Origin of the sequence: Streptomyces sp. ATCC 21386 (assembly GCF_018728545.1) — a bacterium.
Taxonomy (GTDB): Bacteria; Actinomycetota; Actinomycetes; order Streptomycetales; family Streptomycetaceae; genus Streptomyces.
The window spans coordinates 32,560-49,109 of sequence record NZ_JAAVVL010000001.1; the positions used below are offsets into that span (position 1 = coordinate 32,560).

The 16,550-nt window shown below is 72.3% G+C and carries 14 protein-coding genes; 10 read left to right on the forward strand and 4 right to left on the reverse strand.

Translation table 11 applies throughout. The features are described 5' to 3' along the window. The first annotated feature begins 103 nt into the window (after window positions 1-103). From GWK25_RS00150 to GWK25_RS00175, 6 genes are all read left to right on the forward strand, one after another. Complete coding sequence (locus GWK25_RS00150) at window positions 104-868, forward strand: GntR family transcriptional regulator (protein WP_215447721.1); 765 nt, start codon at window positions 104-106, stop codon at window positions 866-868. Between the two features lie 132 nt (window positions 869-1,000). Then, window positions 1,001-1,516, forward strand: coding sequence for a DinB family protein (locus GWK25_RS00155; protein WP_215447723.1), 516 nt, complete (start codon window positions 1,001-1,003; stop codon window positions 1,514-1,516). Between the two features lie 217 nt (window positions 1,517-1,733). Then, window positions 1,734-2,645 (forward strand): bile acid:sodium symporter family protein, encoded by a 912-nt coding sequence (locus GWK25_RS00160; RefSeq protein ID WP_215447725.1) that lies wholly within the window; start codon window positions 1,734-1,736, stop codon window positions 2,643-2,645. A gap of 290 nt (window positions 2,646-2,935) precedes the next feature. After that, the gene (locus GWK25_RS00165) at window positions 2,936-3,502 is read left to right on the forward strand and encodes a hypothetical protein (RefSeq protein WP_215447727.1); all 567 of its coding nucleotides are present in this window, start codon (window positions 2,936-2,938) and stop codon (window positions 3,500-3,502) included. Window positions 3,503-3,709: 207 nt separating this feature from the next. Further along, window positions 3,710-5,026 (forward strand): helix-turn-helix transcriptional regulator, encoded by a 1,317-nt coding sequence (locus GWK25_RS00170; protein WP_215447729.1) that lies wholly within the window; start codon window positions 3,710-3,712, stop codon window positions 5,024-5,026. A 52-nt stretch (window positions 5,027-5,078) separates the two neighbouring features. After that, entirely contained in the window at window positions 5,079-5,612 is a 534-nt protein-coding gene (locus GWK25_RS00175; RefSeq protein WP_215447731.1) for a hypothetical protein, read from the forward strand. A gap of 44 nt (window positions 5,613-5,656) precedes the next feature. Here GWK25_RS00175 and helR read toward each other — a convergent pair whose 3' ends face one another. Both helR and GWK25_RS00185 read right to left on the reverse strand, forming a co-directional pair. Beyond that, window positions 5,657-7,960 carry an RNA polymerase recycling motor ATPase HelR gene (helR, locus tag GWK25_RS00180; RefSeq protein WP_215457097.1) on the reverse strand — a complete coding sequence of 768 codons (2,304 nt, stop codon included), beginning with the start codon at window positions 7,958-7,960 and terminating at the stop codon, window positions 5,657-5,659. Between the two features lie 181 nt (window positions 7,961-8,141). Next, complete coding sequence (locus GWK25_RS00185) at window positions 8,142-9,425, reverse strand: glycosyltransferase (protein WP_215447733.1); 1,284 nt, start codon at window positions 9,423-9,425, stop codon at window positions 8,142-8,144. Between the two features lie 259 nt (window positions 9,426-9,684). On the opposite strand from GWK25_RS00185, the gene GWK25_RS00190 reads away from it, so the two are divergent. Together GWK25_RS00190 and GWK25_RS00195 are read left to right on the forward strand one after the other, a co-directional pair. Then, window positions 9,685-10,092: a YciI family protein gene (locus GWK25_RS00190; protein WP_184906038.1), complete on the forward strand. Its 408-nt coding sequence runs from the start codon at window positions 9,685-9,687 to the stop codon at window positions 10,090-10,092. A 23-nt stretch (window positions 10,093-10,115) separates the two neighbouring features. After that, on the forward strand, window positions 10,116-11,261 hold the full coding sequence (locus GWK25_RS00195) for an RNA polymerase sigma factor (protein ID WP_215457098.1): 1,146 nt from the start codon (window positions 10,116-10,118) through the stop codon (window positions 11,259-11,261). 196 nt (window positions 11,262-11,457) lie between these two features. On the opposite strand, the gene GWK25_RS00200 is transcribed toward GWK25_RS00195, so the two are convergent. Together GWK25_RS00200 and GWK25_RS00205 are read right to left on the reverse strand one after the other, a co-directional pair. Then, complete coding sequence (locus GWK25_RS00200) at window positions 11,458-11,871, reverse strand: VOC family protein (RefSeq protein WP_215447735.1); 414 nt, start codon at window positions 11,869-11,871, stop codon at window positions 11,458-11,460. 111 nt (window positions 11,872-11,982) lie between these two features. Further along, entirely contained in the window at window positions 11,983-12,870 is an 888-nt protein-coding gene (locus tag GWK25_RS00205) for an ABC transporter substrate-binding protein (RefSeq protein WP_215447737.1), read from the reverse strand. Between the two features lie 545 nt (window positions 12,871-13,415). Here GWK25_RS00205 and GWK25_RS00210 point away from each other — a divergent pair. Continuing rightward, window positions 13,416-15,851, forward strand: coding sequence for a histidine kinase (locus GWK25_RS00210; RefSeq protein WP_215457099.1), 2,436 nt, complete (start codon window positions 13,416-13,418; stop codon window positions 15,849-15,851). Further along, window positions 15,848-16,531 carry a response regulator transcription factor gene (locus tag GWK25_RS00215; protein ID WP_215447739.1) on the forward strand — a complete coding sequence of 228 codons (684 nt, stop codon included), beginning with the start codon at window positions 15,848-15,850 and terminating at the stop codon, window positions 16,529-16,531. Before GWK25_RS00210 ends, GWK25_RS00215 begins: the two co-directional genes overlap by 4 nt. Window positions 16,532-16,550 lie beyond the last annotated feature (19 nt).

A 16,550-nucleotide genomic window follows, 5' to 3' on the forward strand; every position in this document is an offset into this window, starting at 1 on the left:
GCGTGCTTCTACTTCAGTAGCTTCTACCTGATGCAGTAGCTTGTCAATGTCGTCGTCAACCGCACCACCAGCCCTGCGCGTTCGGGGCAGCACGGAGAGCCGTATGCCGCGAGAGGCCCCGTACCTCGATGTCGCGGACGACCTGCGCCGCCGGGTGAGGGCGGGCGAGTGGGCCGTCGGAGAGCGTCTGCCGTCGCGAGCTCAGCTCGCCGAGGAGTACGGGGTGGGGCGCAATGTCACGCAACGTGCCATGGAGCGCCTGATCATCGAGGGCGTACTTGAGGGGCGGGCCGGGTCAGGGACGTATGTTCGCGCGCCGCGTGAGCGGTTGCGGATGGTTCGATCGCGGCACCGGGAGCATCGGGGCGGTTCGCCGTTTCGCGCCGACATGAACGAGCAGGGGAGGCGCGGGACTTGGGAGTCGCACACTCAAGCCCGCGTACCCGCACCGGAGCACATCGCCGAGCGCCTCGCCGTCGATCCGGGAGACCCGTGCGTCGTCACCCGGTACGAATTCCTGGCTGACGGGCAGTCGGTCCAGCTGTCCGAGTCGTGGGAGCCGATGGCGATCACCGACGGCACACCGGTCGTGCTCCCGGAGATGGGGCCACTCGCCGGCATGGGGGTCGTGGAGCGGATGCGGTCCATCGGGGTCGTCGTCGAGGCCGCCGTGGAAATTCCGCGCCCCGGCCGTGCCACGCAGGAAGAGGCCAATCTGCTCGGCGTCAGTGTCGGTGAGCTGTTGACCCGTATCGAGCGCACCTACTACGACAGCGACGGTCGCCCCGTCGAGACGGCGGACATCACCGTGCCGGACGTGCGCTGGGAGATCGCCTACGAGATCCCGGTCGAGCAGCCCGCTCGGTGACGTGCGTGGGCGGTGCCACGGCGTCCAACCGTGGCTGCCGGCACGACACTTGGTGCGAACCAAGGGCCGTCCGGCGCACCGTGGATCGAAAATCGGGCGGCATCCGGAGACCAGGCGTTCTAACGTGCGCGCATGTCACCCTCACTTGAGCGTCCCCCCTTTCAGGCCGACGAACGCACCGCGCTCGTCGGCTGGTTGGATCTGCAACGGCAGATCCTGAGATGGAAATGCGAGGGCCTGAGCGAGGCCGACGCGCACCGTTCCGTCATCCCGACCTCGCCGGCGATGACGATGGCCGGGCTCATCAGCCATATGCGGTGGGTCGAACACACCTGGCTCGAAGTGCTGTTCCTGGGTGGCGACAAGACGCAGAATCCGTCCCTGGTCGAGATGGGTGCGGACGCGGACTGGCGGACCGACGGCAGCTCGCTGCAGCAGCTGCTCGCGGAGTACGAGGCCCAGGGCGTCCGGAGCAACGAGATCGTGGCCGGGGCATCCCTGGACGACGTCGGCCGCCACCCCGACTTCCGCTCCAGCAGCGCCAACCTCCGCTGGATGCTCATCCATCTCGTCGAGGAGACCGGACGGCACGCGGGCCACGCGGACATCGTGAGAGAGCTGCTCGACGGGGAGAAGGGGTACTACTAGGGGCATGTCGGAACTGCCCACGTAAGACGCCCCGTTGTAGGAGGACCAGCGGCGTCGGGCCGCCCGTCACGCCGCCCGTCACGCCGCCCATCACGCCGGTCGGCCGAAGCCTTGTACCAGAGGGTCGGTGCTGCTTCACTATGGCGACCTACGGGCCTCGTGCGGCAGTTCGCGCAGTCTTCGCTGCCTTCATGCCGTCCTCCAGGAAGCGTGACGCATGAAGGATTCAACACTGATCACGACCGGCTTGCCCGTCGCGCTCGCCATCATCATGTTCGGTCTCGGACTCTCGCTCACCACGGCCGACTTCAAGCGGGTGGCGCGTTCGCCGAAGGCGGTCGTGTTCGCGCTGACCGTGCAGATCGTGGTGCTGCCGCTGGTCGCCTTCGGCCTGGTCAAGGTCTTCGACGTGGACCCGTTGCTCGCGGTGGGCGTGATGCTGCTCGCCGCGTCACCGGGCGGTACCACCGCCAATCTCTTCAGCCATCTGTTCCGCGGGGACGTGGCGTTCAACATCACCCTCACCGCGATCAATTCCGTGCTCGCGGCCGTCACCATTCCCCTCGTCACCAACCTGGCCATCAACCACTTCGACGCCGAGGGCGACCTGGGACTGCAGTTCGGCAAGGTGCTGCAGGTGATCGCCATCGTGCTGATCCCGGTCGGGCTCGGCATGCTCGTCCGGCGGCGGTCCGCCGACTTCGCCGCCCGCGCCGACCGTCCGGTGCGGGTGTTCTCCATCGCCGTCCTGGTCGCGGTGTCCCTCGCGGCGCTGTTGGGAGAGCGGGACAACCTCGCCGACTACCTTCGCCAAGTCGGCCTGGTCACCGGCATCTTCTGCCTCGCCAGCCTCGGCATCGGCTACGGCGGTGCCCGAGCGCTTCGCCTCGGTCAGCCTCAGGCCGTCGCCAGCGCCATGGAGGTGGGGATCCACAACACGACCGTGGCCCTCACCATCGCCCTGAGCATCCTCGACAGCACCGAGGTCGCCATTCCCAGCGCCGTTTACTCGGTTCTGATGTACGTCCTGGCGACGGCCTTCGGGTACGCCATCACCCGGGGTCGTTCAGGAACTCCCTCAGGAACTCCCTCAGGGGCTCCGTCAGGGAGTTCCTCCACGGTGGGCTGAGCCCGCGAGTCCGCTCCCCTGTCGAGTCCCGGGTGCGGTCAAGGACGTATCCCAGGGCATTCCCAGGACCTCGTTCTTCGCAGGTCGACAGGGGTGGGACCGTTCTGCCGTCCGGGATGGGCCGGCAGCCGTTGTGGCGGGTCCCGGCGTCCTCGAAGCTCTGGGTGTCGCCCCGGCCGGGTCACCACGACCGGCCCGGCCGCCGTGTGGCGACGACACCCTCCCGACCCCGCGTACCGGGCATCTCCGTGCCCGAGCGCCGGGTCGACGACCAGAGATGGATGACGCACATGAACACGAAGTTCTCCGCCCGCCGCGGCCACGGTCTCCGCGCGGCCGCCGCCGGTCTCGTCCTCGCCGTAGGGCTCGGTGTGTCGGCGCAGATGCCGGCGCAGGCGTCCGTGGCCTCCGTCCCCGCCTCGGCCCAGGCGTCCACCGCCGCGTCGAAGCCGGCCGCCGCACCAAAGACTGTCGCCGCACCGAAGTCGGTCACCGGTACGCCCGGCACCGTGGTGACCCGCGTCGCCGACTTCTACGGCGCGTACATCGATGCGAAGGGCGACTACGCGGACCCGGACACCACGCTGGCCAAGGCGCTCCGCAAGCACTACCTGACGCCCGACTTCGCCGAGCGGCTCGCCGCCTGGGAGAAGAAGAACGGGGCCGACGGCGTCCTGCGCGCCCAGAACGTTCCGGCGCGGTGGACGGTGTCCGACAACGGCAGCATGGGGCACAGCCACGAGGTCGTGGTCACCCTGACCTTCGGCAGCGGAACGACGACGCAGAAGGTCAAGCTCTTCGTGGTGGTGGAGCGGTACGACCGCATCGCCGACATCGGGACCACGAGCGCCCGCTGACGGCGGTGCCCCGTCCCCGTGCCGTCCGGTACGACAGCGGGCGGCACCGGGGCCGGGCAACGGTGGAACCATCCCCCTGCATCTGACGTGCAGTGATACGTGTACTGATACGCGTAGTGATACGCGTAGTGATGCGCGTACTCATACGTGCGGTGGCGACAGGGCCCGGGATGCGGGATCGCGGGCGGCGGGGACGGCGGGGAAACGATGTCGATTCAGGGCGATGCCGACGAGTTCGCGGCGCTGCTGCGGCGTCTGAAGGACCGTACCGACCGGAGCTACGGCTCCCTCGCCCGCCGTCTCAACATGAACACCTCCACGCTGCACCGGTACTGCGCGGGCGATGCCGTACCCCAGGACTACGCGCCCGTGGAGCGGCTCGCGGCCTTCTGCGGCGCGACACCACAGGAGCGGCTCGAACTGCACCGGCTGTGGCTGTCGGCGGTCGCGGCTCGACAGCGGGTGCGTACGGCCGACGCACCGGAAGCGGTGACCACGGCTCCGGCACCGGATCCGGCACCGGCGGCGCCGACTGCGAGCGAGGAGAAGGACGAGGCCGAGGACGCACACACGCGCGCACACGCCGACACGGACGGGCCCCTCGCCGGACAGGGCGGCCCCGCAGAACACCCCGGGGACCATCCCGACCCGGACGTGCGCTCCCCCTCCTCCGCTCCCCGCCCCCTGCCCTGGTACCGCCGACGGTCGGTCCTGGCCTCCACAGCCGCCGCGTGCGCCCTGCTCGCCCTCACCCTCGTCGGCTTCTCCGCTCTGTCGGACGGCCGCTCCTCCGAGGCCGAGCCGGACCCCTCCGGCACCGGTCCCACGAGCACCGGCACCACCACCCCGGGCGGGGCCGACCGCCCCACGAACGCGTCCGCCGACCCACCCCTCACCTGGAGCGTCGACTCCCTCGTCTGGGACAAGGGGTGCGACCACGACTACGTCATCGACAAGCCGGCCGCCCAAGTGCCCCCGCCGCCGTCGGAGCAGGACGCCGAGGTCTGGGCGGCGACGCAGAACGCGGTGCACGGGCGGCGGACGAAGGTGCGGATCTCGGTGCAGGGGAAATCGTCGGCGGCCGTGGTCCTGGACGCGCTGCACGTCCGCGTCGTCGGCCGGGACACCCCGGACGGCGGCACCGCCTACAACATGGGCCAGGGCTGCGGCAGCGAGCTCACGCCCCGCCGCTTCACCGTGAACCTCGACGCGGACCGCCCCATCGTCCACCCGAAGGACGGCGAGGACGGTGCCGACGGCGGACGAGTTCTCCCTGCCGTGCGCTTCCCGTACCGTGTTTCCGCAGACGACCCCGAGGTGCTGCTGGTCGACGCGACGACACAGACCTACGATGCCCGCTGGTACCTCGAACTCGACTGGTCCTCCCAGGGCCGCACCGGCACGATCCGCATCGACGACGGCGGCCGCCCTTTCCACACCGCCAGTATCAAGGGAATGCCGCGCTACTGGTACGGCACGGACGACGCGGGACAGCGTGCCTGGGTCCCCCTCGACAGCGACTAGCCACTGCCACATCCACTGGGACCATCAGTGATCAACAGGGAGGCGTCTTCGTATGACCGACGCTGAGGACGACCCCGTTCCGCGTCGACAGCAGACCACCATCGCGGTGACCGGGCATCTTGATCTGACCGAACGGGCCATCCCCTTGGTGCGCGCGGCGTTGGACGAGCTGCTCAAGCCGTACGCCGGGGCCGGCGGCCCGCTCGTCGGGGTGTCCTGCATCGCGAAGGGGGCCGACACGGTCTTCGCCGAGGCCGTGCTCGCCGCCGGGGGGCGGCTGGTCGTCGTCGTGCCCTCCCGGGACTACCGGCGCGGCGTCGTCGAGCCCGAGCACGGCGGCTCGTACGACCGGCTGTCGGCGGCCGCCGAGGAGGTCGTCGTGCTGCCGTACGAGACGGCCGACCGGGAGGCGTACGAGGCCGCCAGCGCCGTGCTCGTCCAGCGGGCCGACCGCCTCGTGGCCGTATGGGACGGTGCGCCGCCCACCGGCAAGGGCGGCGGCACCGCCGATGCCGTGCTCGCGGCGCGGGCGGCCGGGATCCCCGTGGACGTCGTCTGGCCGGAGGGGGCCGCCCGCGGCGGCTGAATCTCGGGGTGCGCCTCGGGGTGGACCTCCCGAGGCGACACAGCTCAGACGGTCGTGAGGATCACCAGGCGCTGGGTCGCCCGGGTCATCGCCACGTAGTGGTCCACCGCCCCCTCGATGCCCTCGCCGAAGGATTCCGGGTCGACGAGGACCACGAAGTCGAATTCGAGGCCCTTCGAGAGCTCGGGGGTCAGCACGCGGACCCGGGAGGTCGTCGTACCGACCGGCGTCCCGGAGGCCGGTGCCGAGTTCGGCACGCGGGTCGGTGTGGTGATCACGCACGCCGTTCCGTCGGGGTTGGCGGACAGCCAGGTGTCGAGGGTCGAGGTCAGGGTCGTCGTCAGGTCCGACGTCGGGGTGTGGTCGACGGGGATGCCGTTGCTGCGGATGGACGTCGGGACGTTCGCGTCGGGCAGCGCGGCGCGGATCACCGGTGCCGCCTCCGTCATGATCTCTTCCGGGGTGCGGTAGTTGATGGTGAGGGAGGACTGCGTGACGCGGTCCAGGCCCACCCGGTTCAGCCGGTCCTCCCACGACTCCGCGAAGCCGTGCCGGGCCTGGGCTCGGTCGCCGACGATCGTGAAGCTGCGGGACGGGCAGCGCTGCAGCAGCATCTGCCACTCCGCGTCCGTCAGTTCCTGCGCCTCGTCCACGACGATGTGGGCGAAGGGACCCGCCAGCAAGTCCGGGTCGGCGGTGTGGAGTTCGGAGTCGTCGACCAGACTCACCCGGGCGTCCTCGCCGCGCAGCATCGTCACCAGGCCCTCGCCGTCGTCGCCGTCGGCGCCGGAGTTGGAGACCGCCTCGATCAGGTTGTCCACGACCTGCGTCATGCGCTCGCGCTGCGCGGCGAGGGTGGCCTCGTGGCGGCGTTTGCGGCGGGCCGTCTCCGGGTCGCCCAGGCGCCGGCGGGCGGCGTCGAGGAGGGGGAGGTCGGAGGTCGTCCACGCCTGGGGGTCGTCGCGCTGGAGGAGCCGGACCTCGTCACGGCTCAACCAGGGCGCGCACAGCCGCAGATACGCCGGTACCGACCACAGGTCTCCCACCAGGTCCGCCGCCTCCAGCAGCGGCCAGGCCCGGTTGAAGGTCGTGACCAGGTCCCTGTTCTGGAGCAAGGACCTGCGGAGGAGGGCGGGGGGTACGGCCGTCTTGGATTCCGGGTCCCCGTCGGGGTTTTCGTCGGCGTCGGTCGCGGCCTCGTGCTTGTCCGTCAGGATCGTCAGCAGCTCCTCCCAGACCTGGTGGCGGGCCTCGTTGTGCGGCGTGCCCGGTTCCGCCGCGTCGAAGGCCGCCGTCCAGTCGGCGGGGCTCAGCCGGATGTCGGACCAGGGGGTCGTCACCGTCATGCCCTCGGTGGGCGGTTCCTCGTAGAAGCGGACGGCCTTCTCGATGCCGTCGACCAGCGCCGCGGACGACTTCAGACGGGCCACCTCCGGGTCGGGTTCCAAGCCGGCCGTCGCCCCCTCCTCGACCAGGTCGCGCAGGATGCACGTCTGCACACCCTCCTCGCCGAGGCTGGGCAGGACGTCGGCGACGTAGGAGAGGTACGGGCGGTGGGGGCCGACGAAGAGGACGCCGCCCCGGCGGTGGCCCAGCCGGGGGTCGGAGTGGAGGAGGTACGCGGAACGGTGCAGGGCGACGACCGTCTTGCCGGTGCCGGGCCCGCCGTCCACGACCAGCGCGCCCCGGGAACTCGCGCGGATGATGGCGTCCTGGTCGGCCTGGATGGTGCCGAGGACGTCCCGCATGCGCTCCGACCTGTTGGTGCCGAGGCTGGCGATGAACGCGGACTGGTCGTCGAGGGCGGCGGTGTGCTGGTGGTCGGTGAGGCTGTCGAGCTCGGACGAGGAGAAGACCTCGTCCCAGTAGTCGCTGATACGGCCGTCGGTCCAGCGGTAGCGGCGGCGGCTGGTGAGGCCCATCGGGTTGGCGTGGGTCGCGCCGAAGAAGGGCTCGGCGGCGGGGGAGCGCCAGTCGACCAGCAGACGGCGGCCCGTGGTGCTGTCGGTGAGGCCCAGGCGGCCGATGTAGACGGGGGTCTCGGGATCGTCCTCGGTCACCATGCGGCCGAGGCACAGGTCCAGGCCGAAGCGGCGCAGGGTGCGCAGACGGGCGGTCAGGCGGTGGATCTCCGTGTCACGGTCCATGGCGTGGCGGCCCAGGCCGCCGGGGGCCCGCCGTTCGGCGTCGAGCTGCGCGGAGACCTCGGCGATCGACCGGGCGAGGGAGGTGGCGAGGGTGGCGAAGTGCCGCTCGTCGGTGGAGAGGAGGGCGGGGTCGGCCTTGGCGGAGAGCCGGTCGGGGAGGCGGAACGCGCTGGGGTGGGTGGAGGTGGTCGGGGGGTTCATCTCGTCTGCTCCGAAGGTCATGTCCGCGTGCTCCGGGTGCGGAGTCAGGGGCGGCGGGGTGAGGGACGCGTCACGGGTGGAGGCGTGGGGGGTGGGGGCGAGGGAGTGAGTCGGAGCCGCGCTCAGGCTTACGGGCCCAGCTCGCCGGTCACTGGTCCGGGCTCGCCCGCCGCACCCCGGCTCAAGCTGACGCAGAACGCCGCTCCCCTCCGTACGTGTCCAGCAGCAGCCGCGCCGCCCGCGTCGCCCCGTCCGGCAGGACCGTTCCGGCGACCTCGGCCGCCCGCGTCGCCGTCTCCGGCGCCAGGGCCACCTTCAGCGCCGCCGACAGGGACTCGAACGTCGGGGTCGGACCCTCGTGGGCCACGCCGATGCCCAGCTCGGCCACCCGGCCCGCGAAGTACGGCTGGTCCGCGCCCTGGGGCACCACCACCTGGGGCGCGCCCGCCCAGGTCGCCGTCGTCGTCGTACCCGCGCCGCCGTGGTGGACGACGGCGGCGACGCGGCGGAACAGCGCGTGGTGGTTGGCCTCGCCGACGACGAAGCAGTCGTCCCGGTCGTCGAGGGCGGCCAGTTCCGCCCAGCCCCGGGAGAGGATCACACGGCGGCCGTGGGCGCGGACCGCCTCGACGCAGGCTCGGGCGACGTCCTCGGAGCCGCCGAGGGCGATGCTGCCGAAGCCGACGTGGACCGGCGGCGCGCCCGCGTCCAGGAACGCCGTCAGCTCGGCCGCGAGCGGCCGCTCGTCCGGCACGATCCAGGTGCCGGTCTGCACGACGTCGGGACCGGGGAACGACGCGTCCTGCCGCACCCCCTCCCCGGTCGCCTCCGACGGCCACGACCTCCACGGATCCAGCACCGGGTCCGTCGCCAGCCAGGGCCGGTCGGTGAAGACGTGGTCGCGGACGGCGGCCACGGGTGGCAGGCCGACCGACGCCCGGTGCGTGTTGATCACCTCGCCGAACACCTCGTTCGCGCTTCGGGCGTCGTAGTCCCACAGGGCGCGGTTGTCGGTCGTGTCCGTCGGCAGCGGCCGCCCCGGCCGGGCCATCGGGGGATGGTGGGGCGAGGGCAGCGTGACGGACTGGAAGCTCGCGTACACGTACGGGATGCCCAGCTTGTCGGCCACCGACCGCACACAGGCCGCGGCCGGGAGCAGCCCCGTCGCCACCAGGACGTCGCAGCCCTCGGCCGCCTCGGCGACCGTGTCGAACTCCGCCAGCAGCTCGGCCGCACGGCGCGGCACACCGCCCGCCGTCGGCGGCGCCGCCGCGGTCATCAGCGCGCGGACGGGACGGCCGAACGGCACCAGCGGTACGCCGACACTCGCCAGCCGCCGCGCGAACTCCTCGTCCGGAGGCGCGCACACCCGCGCTTCCGCGCCGAGCTCACGCAGCCGGACCGCGAGTCCGACCAGTGGCTCGACGCCCCCGCGCGAGTCGTAGTTCGCCAACAGCACACGCATCGAAGCGCCCCCGGTGTTCGTCGATTCAGGCTCAGGCCGGAGATTCTGCGGCACCACGGGGGCCTTGCCGCAAGCCCCCCGGTGCGCTATACGTTGAGAGTGGCAAGGAGTGCATGACTCCTTGCCTTTGTCGTGTCCGGCCGGTCTCCGCAAAGAATCTTCGGGAAAATCCCGCGGCGATGTCGAGACCCCGCGTCCGGCTCCGTCCCCGGTATGAACGCGACCACAATGGGTCGCAGGAGCACCGAGGAGTACGACCATGGCCAAGTACCTGCTGCTGAAGCACTACCGAGGCGCCCCGGCCCCGGTCAACAACGTGCCGATGGACCGGTGGAGCCCCGAGGAGATCTCGGCGCACATGCAGTACATGAACGACTTCGCGGCCCGGCTGGAGAAGACCGGCGAGTTCGTCGACGGCCAGGCGCTCGCGCCCGAGGGGGCGTGGGTCCGCTACGACGGTGAGGGGCGCCCGCCCGTCACCGACGGCCCGTTCGCCGAGACCAAGGACCTGATCGCCGGCTGGATGGTCATCGACGTCGACAGCTACGAGCGCGCCGTCGAGCTGGCCGGGGAGTTGTCCGCCGCCCCCGGGGCGGGCGGCAAGCCGATCCACGAGTGGCTGGAGGTGCGCCCGTTCTACGGCGTGCAGCCCACCATCACGGAGTGACGGCACACGTGGGGCACGAAGTGATGGACGAGACCCTGCTCAGGAGCCTCACGCCGAGCGTGCTCACCGTCCTCGTCCGCCGCGGAGCAGACTTCGCGGCGGCCGAGGACGCCGTCCAGGACGCGCTGGTCGAGGCGCTCCGCGTCTGGCCGGCCGACCCGCCGCGTGATCCCAAGGGCTGGCTGGTCACCGTGGCCTGGCGCAAGTTCCTCGACGCGGCCCGCGCCGACGCCGCCCGCCGCAGGCGTGAGGACCGCGTCGAGGAGCAGCCCGCGCCCGGCCCGGCGCCCGCCGTGGACGACACGCTCCAGCTGTACTTCCTGTGCGCTCACCCGTCGCTGACGCCGGCCTCGGCGGTCGCGCTCACCCTGCGGGCCGTCGGTGGCCTCACCACCCGGCAGATCGCCGAGGCCTACCTCGTCCCCGAGGCGACCATGGCGCAGCGGATCAGCCGGGCCAAGCGGACGGTCTCCGGTGTGCGCCTCGACCGGCCGGCCGGTGTCGCCACCGTGCTGCGCGTGCTCTACCTCGTCTTCAACGAGGGCTACTCCGGCGACGTCGACCTCGCGGCCGAGGCCATCCGGCTCACCCGGCAGCTCGCGGCCGCGATCGACCACCCCGAGGTGGCCGGGCTGCTCGCGCTCATGCTGCTCCATCACGCCCGGCGCGCCGCCCGGACCGCGCCCGACGGCAGCCTGGTGCCGCTCGCCGAGCAGGACCGGGGGTGCTGGGACACGCGTCTGATCGCCGAGGGCATCGAGATCCTCCAGGCGGCCCTCGCCCGCGACCGGCTCGGCGAGTTCCAGGCCCAGGCCGCGATCGCCGCCCTGCACGCCGACGCGCCCACGGCCGCCGAGACCGACTGGGTGCAGATCGTCGAGTGGTACGACGAGTTGGCGGCTCTGACCGACAACCCCGTCGTCCGGCTCAACCGCGCGGTCGCCGTGGGCGAGGCCGACGGGCCGCGCGCCGGTCTCGCGGCCCTCGCCGAACTGGACGCCTCCCTGCCCCGGCACACCGCGGTCGCGGCCCACCTCCATGAACGCGACGGCGACCTGACCACGGCCGCACGGCTCTACACCGAGGCCGCCCACAGGGCCCCCAACCTGGCCGAACGCGCCCACCTCACCCGCCAGGCCGCCCGGCTCAACGCCCGCCGCCGTCCTTGACGTGACGTCCTTCGGCGGCGACGGCAAGTCGAAGGTCAGCTTCGGCCGGACACTGGGCACCAGCCGGATGCGCGTGCCGTGCCGGCCGTCTCGACGAAGGCCGTCACGGCACGCGCGTACGCCTCGGGGTGGGGCATGTGGGGGATGTGGCCCGCGCCCTCGAAGGGTGTCGCACCCCTCGGTTGTGCGCGCCGGCTCAGCCCTGCGGCTCGCTGATGTTGACCATCCACGGGACGCCGAAGCGGTCCGTGCACATGCCGAAGACGTCGCCCCACATCTGCTTGTCGAGCGGGACGGAGACGGAGCCGCCCTCGGACAGCTTCTCCCAGTAACCGCGCAGCTCGGTGTCGTCGTCCCCGCTGAGGCTGACGGAGAAGCCGCCGACGGGCTGGTACTCCATGCCGGGCGGGGTGTCGGCGCCCATGAGGGTGATGCCGTTCGGCGCCTCCAGCATGCCGTGCATGATCTTGTCGGACTCGGGGGCGCCCGGCTGACCGAAGTTGCCGAAGGTGTGCAGCGTCAGCTCGCCGCCGAAGACCTCCTTGTAGAACTCCATCGCCTGCCGGGCGTCGCCGTCGAAACTGAGGTAGGGGTTGAGCCGAGAGACCATGAGAACCTCCCTGAAAACGGACAAACGGGCATACGGTCGGTTGTCCGGAGACTAGCCCCCGGCACTGACAACGGCATGCCGGAAGCGGTCGCGAAGGGCCCTCGGGTGTGCTCAGACGTTCGTCGGCTCCAGGTCCGTGCCGGCTATCCGGGAGGCCAGCTTCGGGCGGACGGTGAGCAGGTCGGCGGCGATCGGGTCGTGGAAGTACTTCCGGTAGAGCTTGACGTAGGTGCCGTCGTCGATCATGGCGTCGATCTGGCTGTCGAGGTCCTCGACGAGCTTCGGCTCGCCGTTCTTGCGGAGCGGGAAGGCGCTGCCCTGGAGGCTGTCCAGTTCCACGGCGACCCGTACGGGGTGCTGCTCGGCGTACTCGTCCGCGTCGGCGCCGCCGAGGACGACCGCGTCGATGCCGCCGGAGAGGAGCTGGGTGATCAGGGCGGTCTGGTCCTTGAACTTCACCAGTTCCGCCCTCCCCATCTCACGGTTGACGAAGGTCTCCTGGACCGAGCCGCTGACCGCGCCGACCCGTCGGCCCTCGAAGTCCTGGAGCGCGGTGAACTTGCTCGCCTTCCCCGTCTTCAGGGTGACCACATCGGTGAAGCCCCAGTAGTAGGGGGCCGTGAAGGCGACCTGCTTCTTGCGTTCGGCCGTGGCGCCCACACCGGCCACGCCGATGTCGTACTGGCCGGCGGACAGGCCCGCGAGGATGCCCTGGAGGTTGGTCGTCTTGTACTCGACCTTCACCCCGAGGCGCTTCGCGGCCTCGTTCATCAGGTCCACGGCGAACCCGCTGGGGTTGCCGGAGGCGTCGGTGACCGCGAAGGGCGGCTGTTCGGCCTGGGTGGCGGCGGTGATCACACCGCTGCGGACCGTGTCGTACGAGCCGTCCGCGGAGCCCGCCGCCTCGCTGTCCCCGCCGCACCCGGTGAGGGGGAGCAGCAGGGCGAGGGCGAGGGCGGAGGTGGTGGCGCCGGGCAGCAGTCTTCTGTTCGCGGTCATGGCTGTTCTTCCTTCTGTCTTCTGTGGGTCTTGTGGCTTCTGTGGGTCTGTCTTCTCTGGGTGCGGCAGGGGGCGGCGGTCGGCGGGGAGGGGTGTCACAGGACCTGGGAGAGGAACTGCCGCAGCCTCGGGTGCCGGGCGTCCTTTCTGGGCAGGACGACGGCGGCAGCGGGCGGCCGGTGTCTGTGGGTGCGACGGCGGCGGTGGGGGCGGCCGGTGTCCGTGTGCGGGGCCCTCCGCGCCGTCCACAGCCTGTGGACGGCGCACGCCGCCGCACCCACTCCCGTCCCCACCCCCATCCGAACCCTCCGGCCCGACCCGAACCCTCCGACCCGACCCGAACCCTCCGGCCTGACCCGAACCCTCCGACCCGACCCGGACCCTCCGACCCGACCCGCCCCCCGGCCCGGCCCAAACCCGAACGCTCCGCCGATCCGCCCCCTGCCCCCTGCCCCCGCCCCACCTATAACCCAGGTACGACGCGGACCTCGGTCTCCAGCCGGACTCCGGGTGGGTGGTCTCCGCTCTAGCCTGGGGGCGCCATGATGCGGACAGAGGACGACCGGCTGCTCCCGGTCCTGCTGGTCGTCGCCCAGGCCGTGGTGTGGCCCGGGGCGGCACTGGGTCGTGGGACCGTCCCGGACGGTGCGGCCCTGCTGGTGGCGGCCCTGGTCGCCGGAGTCGTGACGGGCGCGCTGGCGCTGCGCCGCAGCCGCCCGGTGGTCGCGCTCGTCGTGGTCGCCGCCGCGTGCGCGCTGGGCGCGGGGCCGCTGCCCGTCGGAGCGACGGCCCTGCTCGGCACGGCGGGCGTCGCGCTGGCCCTGTACACCGTGGCGACCGAACGCGACACGTTCACCGCCGTGTTGTGCGTGGTGGCGCTCGCCGCCTGGCAGGGACTGATGCAGATCAGCCTGCACGGCCTCAGCGACCCCTCGGGCCTCGACCTCGTCCTCACCGCCCTCCTCTACGCCACCGCCTGCGGCGCCGGTCTCCTCGTACGGCGGGCCCGGCGCGCCCGGTGGGCGGCCGAGCAGCGCCTGAAGCGGGCCGAGTCGGAGCGGCACCGGCTGCCCGCGGTCGAACGGCGTCGTATGGAGCGGGAGTTGCACGATGTCAGCGCCCACCATCTGACGGCCGTCGTCGTCACGGCGGGGGCCGCGTTCGGGCTGCGCGACCGGCGGCCCGAACTGGCCGGGCAGGCACTGGAGTTCGCGGTCGAGACCGGTCGCGAGGTCACCCGGGCGCTCGGCGCGGTACGGGCACCGGCGCCCTCCCGTGAGGACCTGCCGTCACCGGAGGAACGGCTGGCGGACCTGGTCGCCGGGTTCCGCCGTCTCGACCAGCGGATCGATTGCGAGATCGACCCGCTGCCGGACGGGGCCGTCGCGGACGCGGCGTACGGCATCGTGCGCGAGGGCCTGACCAACGTGGCCCGGCACGCGCCGGGCGCGCACACGCGGGTGCGGGTGCGCTACGGCGAGACCCGCACGGACGTCGTGGTCACGAGCGCGGCGCCGCCCGCCGGAACGACGGCGCACGCGGCGGGTCTCGGGGGCGGGCGCGGTCAGGGGTTCCTGCGGTCACGGGCGCGGGAGGCGGGCGGCACGCTGACCAGCGGGCCCATGGGGGAGGGCGGTTGGGAGATACGGGCGGCGCTGCCCGGGCGGACGGCCGCGCCGGTGGAGGCGGCGTTCCCGCGTGGCTACCGGGTGGCGCAGCTGGTGGCGGCCGCGGGCCTCGTCCTACAGCCGCTGCTCCCGGCGCTGGTTGTGCGCCCGGACACGGCGACGGTCACGCAACAGGCCTCTGCGGGCACCCTCTTCGCCCTGCTTGCCGCAGCCCAGGCCCTCACCCTGCTCTGGCTCCCCCGCGCCCCCCGAACCGCCCTCACCACGCTCCTCGTCCTCCCCCTCCTCTGGCCCCTGGCCATGACCGCGACCCACTACACCGGCCCACCCCTCCTCCCCCCGGCCCTGAGCCTTTTCACCACGTGCGCGGCCGTCGCCGCCCGCACGGCCCGCAGCATCGCGAACGCCCCCGGGACGACCACGGATACGCCGGGCGGGACGCAGAAAACACCGTCAGGGACAGCGACGGCCGGGACGAGCCCGACAGCCGGGCTGGGGCGCGGAGTCCTGGGCGGGCCGAGCGAGTTGCTCTTCCTCCCCCTCGCCGCCGTCCTCGTGCACAGCCTTGCCGCCGTCGTCGCCGTGGTCGGGCGGGGCAACGGGGGGCCGGGGTGGGTGATCGGGGCCTGCGGTGGGGTGGTGGTCGTGGTGGGCGGTGCCGTGTGGGGTGGCGTGGTGCGTGGGCGGCGCGTCAGGGGCGATCGGGGGGCGTGGGACGAGCGGGTCGCCCTGTGGACCGAGGAGGCAGTGCGGGACGCCTGGGCCGAGCGGAGGCGGATCGCGGCGGGGCTGGAGACGACCGTGCTGTCCCGGACCGCCGACATGGTCGAGGAAGCCGAGGCGGGCCGCCTCGACGCGGTCGCCGACCGCGCCCGCGAGGCCCTCGCCGCGATGCGCGCCCTGCTCGACGCCGTCCGCTACGGCGACCGCGACGCGGGCCCCGGCCGCAGTCCGCAACCCACCCTCCAGGCCCTCGACCTGCTCGCCCACCAGTCCCGGGCCACCGGCCGCGACGTGCGGATACGCCTGACCGACCGGGTGCCCGAACGCCTCCCCACCGCCGTCGACCTGGCCGCCTACCACGCCGCCGAGACGATCCTCGCGGTCGGCGGTGACCAGCCGGCGATGCTCGAATTCGACGCGGACGGCGGTACGTTGACGCTCACCGCCACCGGGGTGCCGCACGCCGCGCGCACCGCCGTACGGGAGCGGCTGACGGCCCGCGTCGTGCCGCTCGGCGGCACCCTGACCACCGGCGGCCCGGACACGGTCCACCTCCGGCTGCCGCTCGCCGCGGTACCGGTTCCGCAGCAGGGCGACGTGACAGAGGACGAAGAGGGAAGTGACGGATGAGCCTCAGGGTGCTGGTCGTCGACGACCAGGGCATCGTACGGGCGGGGTTCGCCGCCGTGATCGACGCGGAGGAGGACATGACGGTCGTCGGTGAGGCCGCCGACGGCGCCGAAGCGGTGCGGCTCGCGGAGGAGTTGGCACCGGATGTCGTCGTCATGGACGTACGGATGCCCCAACTGGACGGCATCGCCGCGACCCGCATCATCACCGGCCGGGACGACGCGCCCCGCGTCCTCGTCCTGACCACCTTCGACCTCGACGCGTACGTCTTCGACGCCCTGCGCGCCGGCGCCTCCGGCTTCCTCCTCAAGGACGTGCACGCCGCCGAACTGCTGGCCGGCATCCGCGTGGTGGCCGCCGGCGAGAGCGTGCTCGCCCCGTCGGCGACCCGCCGCCTCATCGGCCACTACGCCTCCGGTACGACCCCGGGGACGACGGACGGCGGCGGCCTGCGAGCCCTGGACGCGCTGACCGGCAGTCAGCGCAACGTCCTGTCCCTGGTCGCCACCGGACTCACCAACGCCGAGATCGCCGAGGAACTCGGCATCACCGTCGGCACCGTGAAGTCCCACGTCAACGCGCTGCTCCGCAAACTCGGCCTGCGCGACCGCGTCCAGGCCACGATCCTCGCCTACGACCTGGGCCTGGCTCGCCCGAACCCCCCGGGCACCCACCTCTGAGACCCACCGCCCCGAGACA